Source organism: Paenibacillus sp. AR247 (assembly GCF_002968895.1).
GTDB lineage: Bacteria > Bacillota > Bacilli > Paenibacillales > Paenibacillaceae > Paenibacillus_AQ > Paenibacillus_AQ favisporus.
Map to the genome: position 1 here is coordinate 34,885 of NZ_PCZT01000021.1, position 16,193 is coordinate 51,077.

Consider the following 16,193-nt stretch of genomic DNA (forward strand, 5'->3'; position numbering starts at 1 on the left):
TAGACGTAAGCCGAGCAGCCGGTGAACGGATCGGGCGTCACTTTCAGCGGCTTGCCCTTGTGGGCGAGGACCTCCTGCTTGGTATCGTTCAGGGAAACCCCGTTCATCGTATCAAACGCGGTAAAGCGATCAGGGGTTTGCTGGACGGCCTGCCGGACAGTCTGGGCATTCGCCGTATGGCCCGGGTCAGGCTGGGCAGCGGACACGAAGGACAAGGGTGACAGCATTCCAAGCAGCAGCGTAATCATTTTCAACATGATTCTCATCCTTTCTGTTGTCAATGGATCCAGCCTGAGCCATAGGTCCTACCGGCGCAGTCTCTGCCAGACCGTCGCGGCGGTGTCGATCCACTTTACCACGTTAGCCGCAGGCTTGGCCTTTGCTCCCGTTTCATATACAGCCGAATAAGACTCAATCGTGCGCTCTTCCGGCGTCGACGCGGAGGCAAGCATGTGCCGCGGACGGGACTCTATCTGGTGCTTAGGCTGCTTGAACTTGTGAATCAAGGTTGTGGAAGCCTGTTTCGCAGCCAGGGTTAACTCGCTGAGCACTTCACCCAAATTTTTTACCGAATTCATGACCGGATCAATCTGTTTCATCTTATGCTCGACATCCGCCGTAATATCGTTGGCGTGCCGGACAATTTGCTTGATCTCATAGCTGAGTTCGTCGATCGTCTGCTGAACCTCCTGCAGGGTTTGCGTCGTCTTCTCGAGCGAACTTTTCGCGGCCAGCAGCGTTTTAATGAGATAAACGACCAGGACCGCAAAAGCGACCGCGATTAACGCGACACTAAGCGACATAATCATGTGCATAACCTCTCTTTCTTGTCTCTTCAAGACGCCTTACATGCTTCCTATAAGGCTCGCTTAAGCGTTAGTTACCCTATCGCCCAAATGACGAAACAGCGCCGTTTTTTACCAAAGGCAGGGCTTGTTTCATTCCTCTCGGGCCCGGTTAAGTATGACTACGAGGGTGAACGGGACCCGCTGGTTTATCGGCGTATGTCCGGTCATTTATCGCCCAAACTCTACAAGAAAGAAAGGTGAGCAAGATGTTGAAATGGTCGATTATCTTCTTAATTATTGCGATCGTCGCCGGAATCTTCGGATTCTTCGGAATCGTATCTGCGGCGGCTACGATTGCCAAGGTGCTGTTCTTCATTTTCCTGGTTCTCTTTATCATCTCCCTGTTTACCGGCCGCAGCCGAACGCCTTAACGGTATAAGGGCAGCTGGTACGAGAAGACGAACAAGCCCAAAGAGATAAGAAAAAGGTTAGAATGAGCAAAAAAACCAAGCGGTCCTTCGGATAGAAGGCGCTTGGTTTTTTTAATGCCCGCAATCTTTTGTTTCATTAAAAGAGCGACGGCAGATCCAGCCAGTTCAGCTTGAACGTCAGCTTGACGCCGTCATCCAAGAACTGAACATCGTCCACTCTAAGGATGTCCGGCAAGTGCTCCTTGAGCGGCACGGAAAGGGTGCCTAGCCCCCAGGTCTCCGCCGGGACGCGGATCGACTTGATCCTCGTGGATTCATGCTTCAGCACAATGACGCTGCCGTCGGCATCCATCGTGAAGGTCAGCTCGGCACCAAAAGGGATAAACTCCCACTTGCCGTTAATATCCGCCGTAACCTCCTGCCCATGGAACTGGAACTCGGCTCCGGTAACGGTCACCTGCGGGGGCATATCACCCATGTGCTTGATGAGCTCTTTCTTGGCCAGCTCATTCAATTCCTCGTTGTTCAGCGTAATTTCCGGTTTCTTCGTCTTCAGCATCTGCATCGCTTTATCCTGGATATTCAGATCCGTATAGTTCAAATTCAGCTTGCGGTCCGGAGCGATGTACCAGATCAGCACGCCGGCGGCGATAATGACCACGACGATGATCGTTATCATGAACCGAAACAAAAACTTCCCCAGGCGCATGTCCGCCCCCTTTCTGCCGAAAAGGCAAATATACTCCACCATTCGGCGCATTTCTAAAGTTTTATTTTTGGCCTACTTCAAAAGCAGGCAGCCGGGATTTTTGGTACCATCCTCCCTGACGCTTCTACCATATTTATGGTAAACTAAAACAATCTTTTTTTCTACGATCTACTAGATAACTTGGTTCAATTGTCTGTAAGAGGGTTATTTGGATAGTGTAGAAGCATACTATTCCAAGGAGGAACAAAGTCTATGAAAAAAATCATCACTATTGCAGCAGCACTCGGATTAATGGCTTCCATGGGAACCGCAGCGTTCGCGGACAGCGCATCCACAACGTCCACAACGAACAGCACTCCGTCCACCACGACTTCGGTCACAGGCTCGTCGGAGACCGTTGCCGAACCTACCAAGCTGGTACCTGAGCCGATCATCTCGGCAGGAGAAGAAGTAACAACGCCTACGGTGCCTCTCATCCTGACGGTAAATACACCGTTTTACTTTGAACCCGGCGGTAAAGTCGCAAGCGTCCTTGCTCCGCAAGTGGTGAACACTACGGGCAACCGCGTTGGATCGCTTCTCGGCGAGTGGGTGGAAGTTTACACGTGGCTCGGAACGGCTTGGATTCTCGTAAAATAAGACATCCTAAAAGCAACATGCCAGTACTAGAAAGAACTAAGGAGTTTACTAACGGGTGTCGGCGTCATTTAGTTCCTTCTACATAGAATATCATCAAACCTCCCGTACAGCGAAGCTTTTGTGGGGGGACAACAAAGGACCGGAGAATTCTCCGGTCCTTTGTATTTTACACGGCTTTTATTTCAGAACGCTGCCACCGTACAGAAATCTCAGCTTCCAAGAGTTGCTGAAATCCGATACCGTAACGCCGCCGGCTTGATTGGAGTAGGTATGCAGCAGCTTGCCATCGCCCAAATACACCGCCACATGGGTAATCCGCTGGCTGGACTTATCAACGCCTTGATAGGCGGAAGCGCTGGATCCGCGGTAACTCATAAAGAACACGAGATCTCCCCGCTTCAGCTGGTCCGTGCTGTATACGGCTCCGCTGTTTTCCTTCACCCAGGAGCCCTGCTGTCTGGAATCTGCCGGAAGCACAACGCCTGCAGCCTCTTTGAAGATTTGGCGGGTAAAATCCGAACAGTCGAACGTGGCCGTCGTATTCCGGTTGGAACCAAACTCGTAAGGGGTTCCCAGATACTTCATGCCGGTCTGGATCACCTTTTCGATCATGGCATTCGCATTTTCCGCGGAGACAGGTGGTGCCGCTTCAGAGGATCCGGTACTCGGCTGGGATGCCGAACCGGTGCCCTTAACGGCTATGTATTTTTCGCGGGTGCTGACGTAGCCAATTTTGCCCGACGAAGTTTTCACTTTATAATAATAAGCCGTGCTTTTCTCCAAAATCTGCACGGTCTCTCCTTTTTTTACATAACCGAGCACGTTGCTGGACAGGGAAGGCTTGTCCCGAAGATTCACCGAAGTCTGGATAACGCCGACCTGGCCCTGTGCCTGAACCTGGCTGGATGCCGACGCCGCTTGAGCCTCATGTCCGGTCGGGATGATGACGGCTGCAGAAATGGCAGCGGATAATAGCAGGCATCCGAGTAAGCTTTTCTTGATGTTAATCATTTCATTCCTCCTTGAGATGTCTGAGTCGCTTGTAGAAACCGGGGAACGCCGGCCCGCTTAGCGCTTGCTCTCATTATAGGCAGGAGGATCGAGAAACCGCATGGCCCTTTTTACACAAATAAACACTCCAAATGTTGGTATAAAACAGGTCTATGGTCTTAAATACGCCTGGTCCCTGGAAATCAGGGAACATTAAGGAAATACCTGCAGCGCCCAAAAAGTAGAACAAAGCCGGCCCTGTTCAGAGCCAGCCTTGTTCATCCATGTTTCCACCAGACGGAACTTTACACGATCATTCCTCTGCAGAATCCTTCAGATCCTTCCCGCTATCCGTCCCGCCTTGATCCGGAAGGTCATTTCCGATTGGAGCAGCAGCGCGGACGACCTGGACCGTGGCCATCGTTCTGCCTCCCTTATATTGGGCAGAGATCTGGGTCAAGCCCGGCTTATGACCGATCAGATTTCCTTCCCCGTCCACTTCGGCGACGTCCGGATGACTGCTGCTGAATTGAACCTGCTTGGTAATATCCGATCTCGTCTGTGTCGAATAGTCATACAAAAAAACCTTGATATCCAGCGTCGAACCTTCCGAAAGCGAGTATTGGGACGAATCCAGCTCGAGATAGCCGTTCAGGGGATCATACTCGCCCGTATCTTCCGGCAGTACAGTTACGTTCAATCTTGCTGTGTAGCCCTCGTAAGATGCTTCCATATAGGTGTCCCCTGGCTCCCTTCCCGTGATTCGGCCTAATGCGTCGACCTCGGCAATCGCAGCGTCCCCCGAAACGTAGACTGCGGCGTTGGACAAATCGCTTCTGGTTCCGTCGTCATAAACCGCTTGCAGCACAGTGGAGACGCTTGAACCTGTTTTCAGTTTCTTTTCCTTTTCCAAAAATGCGATGCCTGTCATCGTTCGCTCAACAGGCGGCTGGTCCGCCGGCGGCGTGAGCTTCATCAGCTGAAATTTCGCGCTGTCTCCCCGCTGCACGGTTCCCGGGAATATATAACCTCCGTCCCGAGTTCCCGATGCGGTACCGACCCAGTAGATCGGAGGTCCCTTGAACAATTCCCTGCTGACAAACTCTCCGTTCCGATCAACGCTTAAGACGCCGTATTGATGCTTCCACTCTGAGCTCCAGTCCAAGTATGTAACATGTTCTCCCAGCATCGCGTAGCCCTCTTCCGTCCGGATCAGACGATTGAAATTCTGGGAATTGGCACCATCCGGATATGTCTTCTCCCATTGCACCTGTCCGGTCAGATCCGTCTTGGTAAGTACCGGCACGCCGTTGCCGTTAACGGATTTACGGCTCAAGATCATATAGCCCCCGTCCTCGGCCGGAATGACCGAGTAGGCTGTCCAGCCGCTGCGCGGCTCGACCGTTTGCTTCGACCACACCTCTTTGCCTTGATCATCGATCTTCATCACCAGCATCGCATCATGTTCTCTCGATTCATATTCCACCATACCTGCGTGGCCGACAGCGATGTAACCCCCGTCGCTCGCGGGAATCAGATCGGTTAAATAGTCACTTCCCGAAAAACTGTACTGGTTGTACCACAGCGTATTCCCATTTTGATCGATCTTGGCGATATAAGCTCTGTCATAAGCAACCCAGTGGACGATCCCGCTTCCGGCGACCAAAAAGCTGCCGTCCTCCGTCTCGACGATGGCTTTCGGGTTTTGATCATACCCCTGTACATCCTGGACCTTCTGCCACACCACATTCCCCGATGCATCCAGCCTGATCAGGAACAGCTGCCGAATCGGCTCGAACTCTTCAGCTGTGTTCCCCACGATCAGGTAACCCCCGTCCTTTGTCTCAATGGCCCGGTATGCCGTACTGGACCCCCAGTCATAATAAGCCAGCTTCTGCTCCCATTCCACCTGCCCTTCTCCATCCAGCTTTACGACATAGGCCTTTTGATACGAGTCATAGATATCGCCCAAGGCTAGATAGCCACCGTCTGATGTAGGGATGACCCCCTCTCCGCTGGACTGGCTTCCGTAATCCTTGGACCATTCAATCGCCGACCGCGTCGGTTCGGCAGCCGCGAGGCTGAATCCGGGCCACATCCCAACCATCACCAGCAATCCGGCAGTGCAAGCAGTCCACAATCGCCACAACGTTCTGTTCACAGCCTTACCCCTTTCCATCGTAAGCATGATTTGACGCAGGAATTTGTAAAATCCCTCCATCTATGTCATTATTCATTGAATTTCTCCAACTGGATATCCCACAAACCTCATAATTACCTGCTACGTTGGAACCGTTTTCCAGTTTGTGTTTTCACGCTTCGTCAGACCCATAGCTGAGACCATTTCTCCGAAAGGCAGCGGGCGGACGCAAAAACAGCCACGATGCTTATGCATTGTGGCTGTTAGCTGAAGCTTATCAAGTACACGGGGAGCTTTTCAAAACAACCGGCCTTCACAAGCTTTTCTCCCGAGGCTCCACATGGACGTGGACGTTCATAATATTATGAATTCTCTTCATCCGCTCTTCGATCTTGTCGCTGATGGCATGCCCTTCGATCAGGCTGAGGGTGGGATCAACCACGATGACGACATCGACCAGGACATGATTGCCGTGAACCCTGGCCTTCACATCGTTGATGCCTTCAACGCCGGGGGTTTTGGCAATGGTGCCCCGCAGATCGCGGAGTTCCTCCTGATCGAACCCGTCAGTCAAGCGGTAGGTGGAATCGCGGAAAATATCCCAGGCCGTCTTGCAGATCAGCAGACCTACGGCAAACGCCGCCACCACATCCAGCCATGGCAGGCCGAACTGTGCCCCGACAATCCCGACCGCCGCCCCGATACTGACCAGCGCGTCGGACAGATTGTCTTTGGCGGCCGCCATCAAGGCCTGGCTCTTAATCTCCTTGGCCAGCTTTCTATTATATAAATAGACGAACAGCATGCATACAGCGCAGACAGCCGCCACGCCGGCCGACCATAAATCCGGCGAGGCTTCTTTGCCCATAAACAGGGATTTGACCGCCTCCACCAGCACCTGTATCCCGACCATGCCCATAATAAACGAAGCGATCAGCGATGCTATCGTCTCCGCCCGGAAATGACCGTACGGATGGTCTGAGTCCGGCGGTTTCTGCGATATCCGCAGGCCGATCAGCACGGCGGCCGATGCCACGATATCGGTCAGATTGTTAAACCCGTCTGCAAGCAGGGCGCTGGACGCAAAGAAGTAACCGCCGACCAGCTTGCCCGCGGAGAGGATCAAATACGCCGCGATGCTGATCCAGGCGCCGCGTTCCCCTTTTCGGATATCTTCATAGATATGATCCAAGTTCGTTGGCCCCTTTTCACCGTTTCATGCCCAAAGGCACTTTTTTATCCTAGCAAACGAAAGTCGTGTGGGTCTAGAGAAACATAGTTGCTTATGTTCAAGAGGTTTTGTCTCTCCCATCTCTTGTGGGGAGCCGCAAAAACAGCTAGAATAAGGACACAACACCAAAGGGAGGAACCCTACCCATGACGGATAATCAGGACGCCAAAAAGGTCAATTTGGCCGACGCCATCCGCGCGAAGCTAGAGCAAAAGAAGCAGCAGAACAAGGGCGGTAAGCCCGGCGGCTTCCAAAGCAATGCCCCGCACACGATGAAGAGCCAAAACACGAAAAAGCCCAACAATCAGCGCCGCCGCACCGGCGGGTCCTAAACAAGCCACGGGCTTTACGGACAAAACAAAAAAGCTGCCACCCCCGCTTAAGGGAATGGTAGCTTTTTTTTCATGGCTTGAAGCGTTAAACTTCCTGCGGATACATCTGCTCACGCAGCGCCTTGATTTCATCGTTTTCCAGATACTCGTCGTATGTCATGACTTTGTCAATGATGCCGTTCGGCGTAATTTCGATGATCCGGTTGGCGATCGTCTGAATGAACTGATGGTCATGCGACGTGAACAGGATCGTTCCGTCGAAGTCGATCAGCCCGTTGTTCAGCGCGGTGATGGACTCGAGGTCCAAGTGGTTCGTCGGCTCGTCGAGGAGCAGCACGTTCGCGCCGTTCAGCATCATCTTGGCCAGCATACAGCGCACCTTCTCTCCCCCGGAGAGAACGCTCGCCTTCTTCAGCGCTTCTTCGCCGGAGAACAGCATCCGGCCCAGGAAGCCGCGCAGGAACGTCTCGTCCTGATCCTTGGAGAATTGGCGAAGCCATTCCACCAGGTTCAGGTCCACCCCGTCAAAATATTCGGAGTTGTCTTTCGGGAAGTATGCCTGTGTCGTCGTAACGCCCCAGGAGAACTCGCCCGCGTCCGGCTCCGCCTTGCCCATCAGCACTTCGAACAGCATCGACTTCGGCAGTCCGTTCGGGCCGACAAAAGCGATCTTGTCGCCTTTGTTTACGACGAAGCTCAGCTCATCCAGTACCTTCTCGCCTTCAACGGTCTTCGTGAGGCGGTCTACCGTCAGCAATTGCTTGCCTGCTTCACGCTCCGGCTTGAAATGAAGGAACGGATATTTCCGGTTGGAAGGCCGGATATCGTCCAGCGTAATTTTATCCAGCTGCTTCTTCCGGGAAGTCGCCTGCTTGGATTTGGAAGCATTCGCGGAGAACCGCTGAATAAATGCCTGCAGCTCCTTGATCTTCTCTTCCTTCTTCTTGTTGGACTCGCGCTGGAGCTCCAGCGCCAATTTACTGGATTCGTACCAGAAGTCATAGTTACCCACGTACAGCTGGATTTTGCCGAAATCGATATCCGCGATATGCGTACATACCTTGTTCAGGAAGTGACGGTCGTGGGATACGACGATGACAGTGCCTTCGTAGTCCATCAGGAAGTTCTCGAGCCACTGAATCGATTCGAGGTCCAAATGGTTGGTAGGCTCGTCGAGCAGCAGATTGTTCGGACGGCCGAACAGGGCCTGCGCCAGCAGGACGCGGACCTTCTCGTTGCCGGAGAGCTCCACCATCTTCTTGTCGTGCAGCTCGCGCGGAATGCCAAGGCCGATCAGGAGCGCGGCCGCGTCAGGCTCGGCGTCCCATCCGTTCAGTTCGGCGAATTCGCCTTCAAGCTCACCCGCACGAAGTCCGTCTTCCTCGGAAAAGTCCGCTTTCGCATACAGCGCATCCTTTTCCTTCATAATGGTATACAGACGGCTGTGACCCATGATGACGGTTTCCAAAACCGGATACTCGTCGTATTCAAAATGGTTCTGCTTCAGCACCGCAAGGCGTTCGCCCGGTGTCATGTGAACCTCGCCCTGGTTCGGCTCGATTTCGCCGGAGAGGATCTTGAGGAACGTCGATTTGCCGGCTCCGTTGGCGCCGATCAAACCGTAGCAGTTGCCTGGCGTAAATTTTATATTTACATCTTCAAAAAGTGCGCGTTTTCCGTAACGGAGTGTCACGCCGCTTGTACTGATCATGAAGTATTACCATTCCTTTCGCTAGTAGGCTTCAGCACATTATAGCATAAATCAACGTGCGTTCGAAGCCCATTTCATAATAGAAGGAACAAAGTATAGCCCACGGATTCGGCCGAGCCCGGGTATTCCTTCCCTACCCGGACGTTTGTCCTATCATTGCCTATCTCTATCAATATAGTCGTTTTTATCTATTTCTATTCCCGCTCGCGCTAAGAGATAATCAAAAGGACCCAAAATGGAAGGATGGAGGGCGTTGTCCAAACCGCTCGAATTCACCATAGTGTAAGGGTCTATGCAAAAACACCGGAAAGAAGCCGCCCGGCGGCCTTTCCGGTGTTTCGTATGGATTGGATTCATTGATGTATCCAATTCTGATGCGGCATCCGGAACTACCTCCGCTCCGGGTGGATCGTCAGCGTCTCCCCGTAATGCATCACTTTAATCCGCTCCTTACTCAGACCGAGCCGGACCCGCTCTGCCTCCATCCGGTCCAGCGCCTCCCGGGCCGTATCGTCGGCCAGACGGAACGTACCGTAATGCATCGGGATCATCATATCGGCCCCCACATCCAGAAAAGCCTGCAGCGCCTCTTCAGGATTGACGTGCTGCGACGTCATAAACCACTCGGGCTCATACGCCCCGATCGGCATCAGCGCCACGTGCAGGTTGAAGCGCCTGCCAATCTCTTTGAAGCCGGCAAAATACCCGCTGTCCCCCGCGAAATAGACGTTGGGCGGCAGCATCCTGGTACCGTCTTCCGCTCCGGCGTTACCGGCTTCCCCTGTCTCATGCGGCTCCAGCACAAAGCCGCCCCAGTGCGAGGTGTTGGTGTCAAACGGCGTGCGGCGCGTCCAGTGCTGCGTCGGGACGAAGCTGATCTTCACCTGGCCGATGACTACATGCTCCCACCACTTCAGCTCCCGGCAATTGTGGAACCCTCTGCGGACCATCTTCGCGCGGAGACCGACCGGAACGATCAGCGTCGTGCCCGCCCGGTACAGCTTCCGGATGGAAGCCATGTGCATATGGTCATAGTGGGAGTGCGATATGAGAATAATGTCCACCGGCGGCACATCTTCGATCAGGAGGCCGGGCGCACCGAGGCGCCGCTCAAAGCCCATTCTTTTGGCCCAGACCGGGTCCGTCAAAATGTTGAGGCCCTCATACTGGATGAAAAAAGTGGAGTGACCGATCCAGGTAATCGACGTATCCTGTCGGTTGCCGTGCAGATACTCCAGATCCGGCGGCATATTCGGGATTTGGAAGCTGTAGTCCTTTTTCTTCTGCCGCCGCTCCTGGCGCCACTGTCTGAACTGCTTCAACGTTTTATCCGTACTGACATTATCCATGTTATTGTAACGGATCTTCGGCAAGAGTCCCCCTCCTTCCCGGGTGTAATCGCTGTTTATTCCATTTTTACCCGATCCGAAACCCTGTGTACCACAAGAGCTGACGCTCGAATGTATCGCTCTTTCGCAAGCTCGCTTGCCGCTTAGTCTATGAATTATTCGTCATGCAGGTCGGAGTAATGAATGACGTACAGCGCCAAAAGCATCATAGTCAGGACGACAATCAGCATCGGCGCGAAATAAATGGTGAATATCACGCGGCAGTACAGCTCCTTCTATGCAGCTTGGTAACCTCTTAGTCATTGTCGTCCTTCCATCCGTTTTCTATCCGCGGCAAAAGGTTTATGTTTGGGGGCAAAGTGAGGTAAACTGTAGTTTAGATAGATGGATTCATCTATATAGGAATGAGTTGTATCATTTTTTTCAATAGTAAAAGTTATTGAAGAAGAAGGAGGTCTTTATTTGTGAAGATCAAATTTATCGAGCCAACGCCGAGTCCGAACTCTATGAAGCTGCACCTGGATGAGAGTTTGGAGCCCGGTATCCGCAAAACATATACGCTTGACAATGAACGCTCCGCCCCGGCATGGATCCGGGAGATGCTGCATATCCAAGGGGTCAAGAGCGTGTTCCATACCCTTGACTTTGTCGCCTTGGAACGCCAGGGCAGCGCGGACTGGTCCGCCATCCTCGGCGAAGTGCAGGAGCGGTTCGGCCAGGAGGGCCTGACAAGCCAGTTCACGGAAGAAGACGCGGAAGCCGGCAGCCACTACGGCGAGGCAGAAGTGTTCGTGCAGTTTTTCCGGGGCATCCCGATGCAGATCCGCGTGAAATCGGGCACTCAGGAGGTTCGCCGGGCGCTGTCCGACCGCTTCACGAAAGCCGTAATGGAAGTCACCGCGGCGACGATGATCAAGGAGCGCAAGCTGAAGGATTACGGCGTCCGCTACGGGGAGCTGGAGGATATCGCCGGTGAGGTCGAGCAGGAGCTTGAAGCAGCGTTTCCCGAGGATCGGCTGAAGCAGGTCATCGAGCAGGCGATCGCCCATGGCGCCAGCGAGAGCGAGTTTGAGGAGGAGCGGCGCGAGCTGAGCGACGCCGAGCTCGCCGAGGCGATGCAGAGCGCCGACTGGAAGGTTCGCTATGCCGCCCTGGACGGCATGCAGCCGACCGAGGAGCGGCTGCCGGTCATCCGTCAGGCGCTGCATGACGAGAAGATGCAGACCCGCCGCCTGGCGGTCGTCTACCTCGGCGATCTGCGCACGCCGGAAGCGATGGAGCTGCTGTACGAGGCGCTGAAGGACAGCTCGCCGACCGTTCGCCGGACGGCGGGCGACACGCTGTCCGACATCGGCGACCCGGCGGCCACGCCGGCGATGCAGGCGACGCTGAAGGACAGCAGCAAGATCGTCCGCTGGCGCGCCGCCCGCTTCCTGTACGAAGTGGGGACGGAAGAAGCGCGCGATGCCCTGGAAGAGGCGGTGAACGATCCCGAGTTCGAAGTGAGCCTGCAGGCGCGGATGGCCTTGGAACGCATCGAATCCGGCGAGCAGGCCGCAGGCACCGTATGGCAGCAAATGGCCAAGCGGAGCCGCTCCTGAAGGCTGCAGGGAACGGCTCTTCCGGAGTTCCAGCTTTAACCATTGCCTTTTCCCGGCGTAATACGTTACTATGTTACGTGTTCAATACATCAATACAAGGAAATATGTAAAAGATAACCTCATCCGTCCAAGGTGAGGTAGAGGTTGCGGAAGCGATGAGTAGCTGTTCCGAGGCGTAAGAGCCGCCGGTGACGACAGTGAAGGGCGCCTTCCGCCGAAGTGTGCGAACCCGCTCTACGGTTGGCATGCTGGGTCTGTTCTCCGAAAGGGACAGAACTGTCGCGGTGTTCCTTCCTCCTGCAGGAAGATGAAAACGCCGTGATGAGCTATCTTTCATGGAAGCACGGGTGCGGAAGCCATAGCGTCATTTATCGGGACCGCGGGTACTTCATACCTGGGGTCCCTTTTGGTTGTTCCCCTTCCACTCCATGAAGTCATATTCATATTTGAAGGGATGATTTCTTTTTATGCGTTTAAAAACACCGGCAACGGCACTCAAACAGAGCCTGAAATCCCGGCACATGACGATGATCGCCCTCGGCGGCTCTATCGGCACCGGGCTCTTTCTGGCAAGCGGCAGCGCCATCTCCTCCTCCGGACCGGGCGGAGCGATTCTGGCCTATGCCGCCGTCGGCCTGATGGTATATTTTCTGATGACGAGCCTGGGGGAAATGGCTACCTACATGCCGGATTCCGGCTCGTTCAGCACCTACGGCACCCGCTTCGTCAGCCCGGCCTTCGGATTTGCCGTCGGCTGGAACTTCTGGTACAACTGGGCGATCACAATCGCGGCCGAGCTGTCCGCGGCGACCGTCATTATCAAATATTGGTTTCCGGACTCCCCCTCCTTTTTATGGAGTCTGTTGTTTCTAGCCATCATGTTTGCCCTGAATATTTTATCGGCCAAGGGCTACGGCGAATCCGAATACTGGTTTGCCATTATTAAAATCGCAGTCGTCATTATTTTCCTGATTATCGGCATTCTGATGATCTTCGGGATCATGGGGGGCAAGCCGGTCGGCTTCGAGAACTTCAACCTGGGCGGCAGCTCCTTCCATGGCGGATTTTTTGCTTTCGTCGGCGTCTTTATGGCGGCGGGCTTCTCCTTCCAAGGAACCGAACTGATCGGGGTGGCCGCAGGGGAGAGCGAAAATCCTCGCCAAAACGTGCCGCGCGCCATCAAGCAGGTATTTTGGCGGATCCTGATCTTCTACATTTTGGCGATCATCGTCATCGGCTTCCTGATTCCTTATACGAATCCGAACCTGCTGAAGACCGATCTGAACAATATCGGCGTCAGCCCGTTCACCCTCGTATTCCAAAAGGCGGGTCTGGCCTTTGCGGCGTCCGTCATGAACGCGGTCATTCTGAGCTCCGTGCTGTCGGCGGGCAACTCCGGCATGTACGCCTCCACCCGAGTGCTGTATGCCATGGCCAAGGATGGCCTGGCACCTAAATTTTTGAGCCGGCTGAACAGCCGCGGCGTTCCCGTGTACGCGCTCTTGATCACCACGGCGATCGGTATGCTGGCGTTCCTGGCCTCCCTGTTCGGCGACGGGGTCGTGTACAACTGGCTGCTGAACGCCTCCGGCATGTGCGGCTTTATTAACTGGCTCGGCATCGCCGTCTGCCATTACCGTTTCCGGCGGGCTTTCCTCGCCCAGGGACATTCCCTGGACGAGCTGCCCTACCGGGCGCGCTGGTTCCCGTTCGGACCGATCTTTGCCTTTATCTTGTGCATCATCGCGATCCTGGGGCAAAATACCGGAGCGTTTACCGGCAGCAAAATCGACTGGTACGGCATTCTCGTGACGTACGTCAGCATTCCGCTGTTCCTGGCCGTATGGTTCGGCTACAAGTGGAAAAAGAAGACCAAGCTGACCCCGCTGGAGCAATGCGACCTGACCAGCCACGACCTGCGGTAACGTAAAAAAGGAGACTCACAGATGAAAATGTGAGTCTCCTTTTTTATGTGCTGATGGCTTTCGAGGCAATGACCTTAGTGGAGGTCGGCAGAAGCGCTAAGTAAGAATCAGGCTATTTTGGGGACCATTACTGGGGTAAAACTTCAATACTCTCATCCATCGACAGATCAGGATCTATGTAAAAAAAGTAGATCTTGCCGCCCTTCCTAATCGAAGAGGTGGGTTCTTTAATGTTTCCGTCAATACTGAACTTCACAGATTGGTATTCATCTTTGTAATCACTTACGGATCCGCCCCATACGGGTATTACTTTACCGGTGTAATCTTTATATATAGGTTGGAAACTTTTTAATAAAGAAATATTAGGCGAGCTCTTAGAAATCGAAACATCTTTCGAATAATAATACTTCGACCACAGTTTCCCGTTCCTTTGCAAGGTCATTATTCCAGCAGGTTCCCCTTTATCCGTTATAAAATAATGACGAAAACTAAAACTATCCGCAGATATGGCCACATTGTTTTTGTGATTCCAGCACGCAAAAGAATCCCGGAGGGAATATTTTCCGAGTAAAAGATTCCAAGTAAAAACACGATTCCCATGATAACAATACCTGTTATTATGGTGAATTTTATTCTCTGCCTAGTCATAATTCACCAAATCCTTTAAAAGTCAAAGTGCAAACCATTTTGGATCATTCATGATTGTATTCCAAATACCAGATGGCCAAAAAAAACCCTCCTGCCAAGCTCCTGGGCTTAGCAGTGAGGGGGATTTCTGCTGCTCCGACGGCCTTTTGCCCGCCAATACACGCTTTGCCTATTTCCAAGTGACATAAATTCTCAAATCCTCCGTCTCATCCAGCGGGCTTTGCGTGTATGAGATCGAGCTCACCCCGAGCCGGTACAAATCCTGCAGGGCGCCGAGCAGCTGCTCCTTGTTCCCGTGGAACCGGAAGAGCAGCGAGTTCCCTCCCGCGGCGACTACCGGTTTGGCCTTGGCGCTGAGCTGGGCGGATGTCGATACGATCTGCGCCGGATCATACAGCTGGTACTCAAGCTGTTCCTGCAGCTTCTGGTAAAACGCCAGATGGCTTCCCCCCTGCCGGATCAGGCCGGACAGCGTGTCGCGATACAAGGTCACGGCAGCAGGATAGGTTTTGGTCCATGCATGGTCCTTCCTCATCTGCGCGTCCGTGCGCAGGTAATAGCCCGTACCGACCTCGCCGGCCTTGTCCGGAGCGGGATCATCCCAGGTCGTGTCCAAGTGGTACCATTTGCCGTCAAGAAGCACCAGATTCCAGGCATGCAGCTGACTCACGCCCGTATCCCTCGGAGCGGCGGTGCCTTCCACAATTTTATTCGGAATTCCGGCTTCCTTCAGCATCTTGTACGTAAGCAGCGAGTACCCCTGGCAGACCGTGCTGCCCGAGCTGAGCCCATCATAAGCGGTGTATTTCTGAAGGGTCATATCGTATTTCAAATGGAGTATCACCCAGTCATGGATCGCCTTGATCTTCTCATGATCGTTCATGCCAGGCCGGATCAGGCTGCCGAGTACCGCCTTCACCCGCTGGTCGACGTAAGCCGTCTGTGCGGCCGTTTCCCGGTAGCGGAGCTGCACACTCACCGTGGCCGATTTCGAGCTGCCGCTGTAGGAGTAGCCATAGCTTTCGATCGTGTAATTGATGTAGGGATCGCTCTCCAGCGCCTGTTCGAGGGCGCTCTTCAGCTGGCTCTTGAGGGCTGACGTCTTGCCCTGGTACACAAACTGAATCTTCTCCAGGCGCTGATTCATGGCGGCCAGCAGCTTCGCCTGAATCCCGTCCACGGTCGTGACCACATTCGCCGGAGAGGTTGCGGCCGCATATACCCTTTGCCAATCAATGCTCGGGGAAACGGCCGCGGCAACCACCGTTCCAAAGAGCAGCACCGAGACGAGCGAGAAGCGCTTTACAATCATATGGCCCCCTCCCTTCCTGACCATCATGCCGGTCCACACCTTTACCGCTTTGCTTCTGTCATCCCATGGCCGAACGAGCCCACCCGTACATGAAAATGGCCCTTCCAAATGACTCTATTCCAGCTATGGGCAAGTTATGACACAACCGCTTGTATGCTGCTTTGTGAACGGCCATCTGTGGCGGATTGTGGCCGGCTAACGAACGATTCTATGCAGTACATCTGCTGCCTCCTGCTGGCTTAAAGCACCTCTTGCCGCTCCATTACTTGTCCGTTTCTGTTCGGGCAGCCGCCTGCACAAATGCCGCGGCCCGTTCCCGGACGGCCTCGACATTTCCCGACTCCAGCTCCGCCTTCGGCAGCAGCGAGCTGCCGATCCCGACTGCGC

Annotated in this window: 13 protein-coding genes, 1 pseudogene and 1 riboswitch; of the genes and pseudogenes, 5 read left to right on the plus strand and 9 right to left on the minus strand. The window is 53.9% G+C overall.

Annotation, left to right across the window (positions count from 1 at the left end):
- Together CPT76_RS37950 and CPT76_RS28585 are read right to left on the minus strand one after the other, a co-directional pair.
- Positions 1 to 257 (minus strand): annotated as a pseudogene (locus CPT76_RS37950) (hypothetical protein); the annotation flags it as partial.
- A gap of 48 nt (positions 258 to 305) precedes the next feature.
- Positions 306 to 809 carry a DUF948 domain-containing protein gene (locus tag CPT76_RS28585; RefSeq protein ID WP_105445292.1) on the minus strand — a complete coding sequence of 168 codons (504 nt, stop codon included), beginning with the start codon at positions 807 to 809 and terminating at the stop codon, positions 306 to 308.
- Positions 810 to 1,054: 245 nt separating this feature from the next.
- On the opposite strand from CPT76_RS28585, the gene CPT76_RS28590 reads away from it, so the two are divergent.
- Positions 1,055 to 1,219 (plus strand): DUF1328 domain-containing protein, encoded by a 165-nt coding sequence (locus CPT76_RS28590; RefSeq protein WP_076176112.1) that lies wholly within the window; start codon positions 1,055 to 1,057, stop codon positions 1,217 to 1,219.
- Positions 1,220 to 1,355: 136 nt separating this feature from the next.
- Here CPT76_RS28590 and CPT76_RS28595 read toward each other — a convergent pair whose 3' ends face one another.
- Complete coding sequence (locus CPT76_RS28595) at positions 1,356 to 1,928, minus strand: hypothetical protein (RefSeq protein WP_105445293.1); 573 nt, start codon at positions 1,926 to 1,928, stop codon at positions 1,356 to 1,358.
- Between the two features lie 252 nt (positions 1,929 to 2,180).
- On the opposite strand from CPT76_RS28595, the gene CPT76_RS28600 reads away from it, so the two are divergent.
- Positions 2,181 to 2,567 (plus strand): hypothetical protein, encoded by a 387-nt coding sequence (locus CPT76_RS28600; RefSeq protein ID WP_105445294.1) that lies wholly within the window; start codon positions 2,181 to 2,183, stop codon positions 2,565 to 2,567.
- A 177-nt stretch (positions 2,568 to 2,744) separates the two neighbouring features.
- Here CPT76_RS28600 and CPT76_RS28605 read toward each other — a convergent pair whose 3' ends face one another.
- The 3 genes from CPT76_RS28605 to CPT76_RS28615 all read right to left on the minus strand — a co-directional run bounded on the left by CPT76_RS28605 (position 2,745) and on the right by CPT76_RS28615 (position 6,889).
- The gene (locus tag CPT76_RS28605) at positions 2,745 to 3,578 is read right to left on the minus strand and encodes a C40 family peptidase (protein WP_105445295.1); all 834 of its coding nucleotides are present in this window, start codon (positions 3,576 to 3,578) and stop codon (positions 2,745 to 2,747) included.
- A 292-nt stretch (positions 3,579 to 3,870) separates the two neighbouring features.
- Complete coding sequence (locus CPT76_RS28610; protein ID WP_181153105.1) at positions 3,871 to 5,718, minus strand: Ig-like domain-containing protein; 1,848 nt, start codon at positions 5,716 to 5,718, stop codon at positions 3,871 to 3,873.
- A gap of 292 nt (positions 5,719 to 6,010) precedes the next feature.
- Complete coding sequence (locus CPT76_RS28615) at positions 6,011 to 6,889, minus strand: cation diffusion facilitator family transporter (protein WP_105445297.1); 879 nt, start codon at positions 6,887 to 6,889, stop codon at positions 6,011 to 6,013.
- Positions 6,890 to 7,074: 185 nt separating this feature from the next.
- Between CPT76_RS28615 and CPT76_RS28620 the strand changes: the two genes are divergently transcribed.
- A complete protein-coding gene (locus CPT76_RS28620) occupies positions 7,075 to 7,260 on the plus strand; it encodes a hypothetical protein (protein WP_105445298.1) in 186 nt (61 codons plus the stop codon).
- A gap of 85 nt (positions 7,261 to 7,345) precedes the next feature.
- Here the strand turns inward: CPT76_RS28620 and CPT76_RS28625 are convergent, their stop codons facing one another.
- Positions 7,346 to 8,971 (minus strand): ABC-F family ATP-binding cassette domain-containing protein, encoded by a 1,626-nt coding sequence (locus tag CPT76_RS28625; RefSeq protein ID WP_076176130.1) that lies wholly within the window; start codon positions 8,969 to 8,971, stop codon positions 7,346 to 7,348.
- A gap of 389 nt (positions 8,972 to 9,360) precedes the next feature.
- Positions 9,361 to 10,344: an MBL fold metallo-hydrolase gene (locus CPT76_RS28630; protein WP_105445299.1), complete on the minus strand. Its 984-nt coding sequence runs from the start codon at positions 10,342 to 10,344 to the stop codon at positions 9,361 to 9,363.
- 440 nt (positions 10,345 to 10,784) lie between these two features.
- On the opposite strand from CPT76_RS28630, the gene CPT76_RS28635 reads away from it, so the two are divergent.
- Together CPT76_RS28635 and CPT76_RS28640 are read left to right on the plus strand one after the other, a co-directional pair.
- Positions 10,785 to 11,921 (plus strand): virulence factor, encoded by a 1,137-nt coding sequence (locus tag CPT76_RS28635; protein ID WP_105445300.1) that lies wholly within the window; start codon positions 10,785 to 10,787, stop codon positions 11,919 to 11,921.
- A gap of 130 nt (positions 11,922 to 12,051) precedes the next feature.
- A riboswitch (Lysine riboswitch) is annotated at positions 12,052 to 12,258 on the plus strand.
- 130 nt (positions 12,259 to 12,388) lie between these two features.
- A complete protein-coding gene (locus tag CPT76_RS28640) occupies positions 12,389 to 13,846 on the plus strand; it encodes an amino acid permease (protein ID WP_105445301.1) in 1,458 nt (485 codons plus the stop codon).
- An 817-nt stretch (positions 13,847 to 14,663) separates the two neighbouring features.
- On the opposite strand, the gene CPT76_RS28655 is transcribed toward CPT76_RS28640, so the two are convergent.
- Complete coding sequence (locus CPT76_RS28655; RefSeq protein WP_105445304.1) at positions 14,664 to 15,806, minus strand: transglutaminase domain-containing protein; 1,143 nt, start codon at positions 15,804 to 15,806, stop codon at positions 14,664 to 14,666.
- Between the last annotated feature and the right edge of the window lie 387 nt (positions 15,807 to 16,193).

Bases quoted from the DNA above. Each gene is read 5' to 3' on its own strand.
- CPT76_RS28620 (WP_105445298.1), top strand. From the start codon at position 7,075: ATGACGGATAATCAGGACGCCAAAAAGGTCAATTTGGCCGACGCCATC.
- CPT76_RS28605 (WP_105445295.1), bottom strand. From the start codon at position 3,578: ATGATTAACATCAAGAAAAGCTTACTCGGATGCCTGCTATTATCCGCT.
- CPT76_RS28655 (WP_105445304.1), bottom strand. From the start codon at position 15,806: ATGATTGTAAAGCGCTTCTCGCTCGTCTCGGTGCTGCTCTTTGGAACG.
- CPT76_RS28640 (WP_105445301.1), top strand. From the start codon at position 12,389: ATGCGTTTAAAAACACCGGCAACGGCACTCAAACAGAGCCTGAAATCC.
- CPT76_RS28590 (WP_076176112.1), top strand. From the start codon at position 1,055: ATGTTGAAATGGTCGATTATCTTCTTAATTATTGCGATCGTCGCCGGA.
- CPT76_RS28625 (WP_076176130.1), bottom strand. From the start codon at position 8,971: ATGATCAGTACAAGCGGCGTGACACTCCGTTACGGAAAACGCGCACTT.
- CPT76_RS28585 (WP_105445292.1), bottom strand. From the start codon at position 809: ATGATTATGTCGCTTAGTGTCGCGTTAATCGCGGTCGCTTTTGCGGTC.
- CPT76_RS28595 (WP_105445293.1), bottom strand. From the start codon at position 1,928: ATGCGCCTGGGGAAGTTTTTGTTTCGGTTCATGATAACGATCATCGTC.
- CPT76_RS28600 (WP_105445294.1), top strand. From the start codon at position 2,181: ATGAAAAAAATCATCACTATTGCAGCAGCACTCGGATTAATGGCTTCC.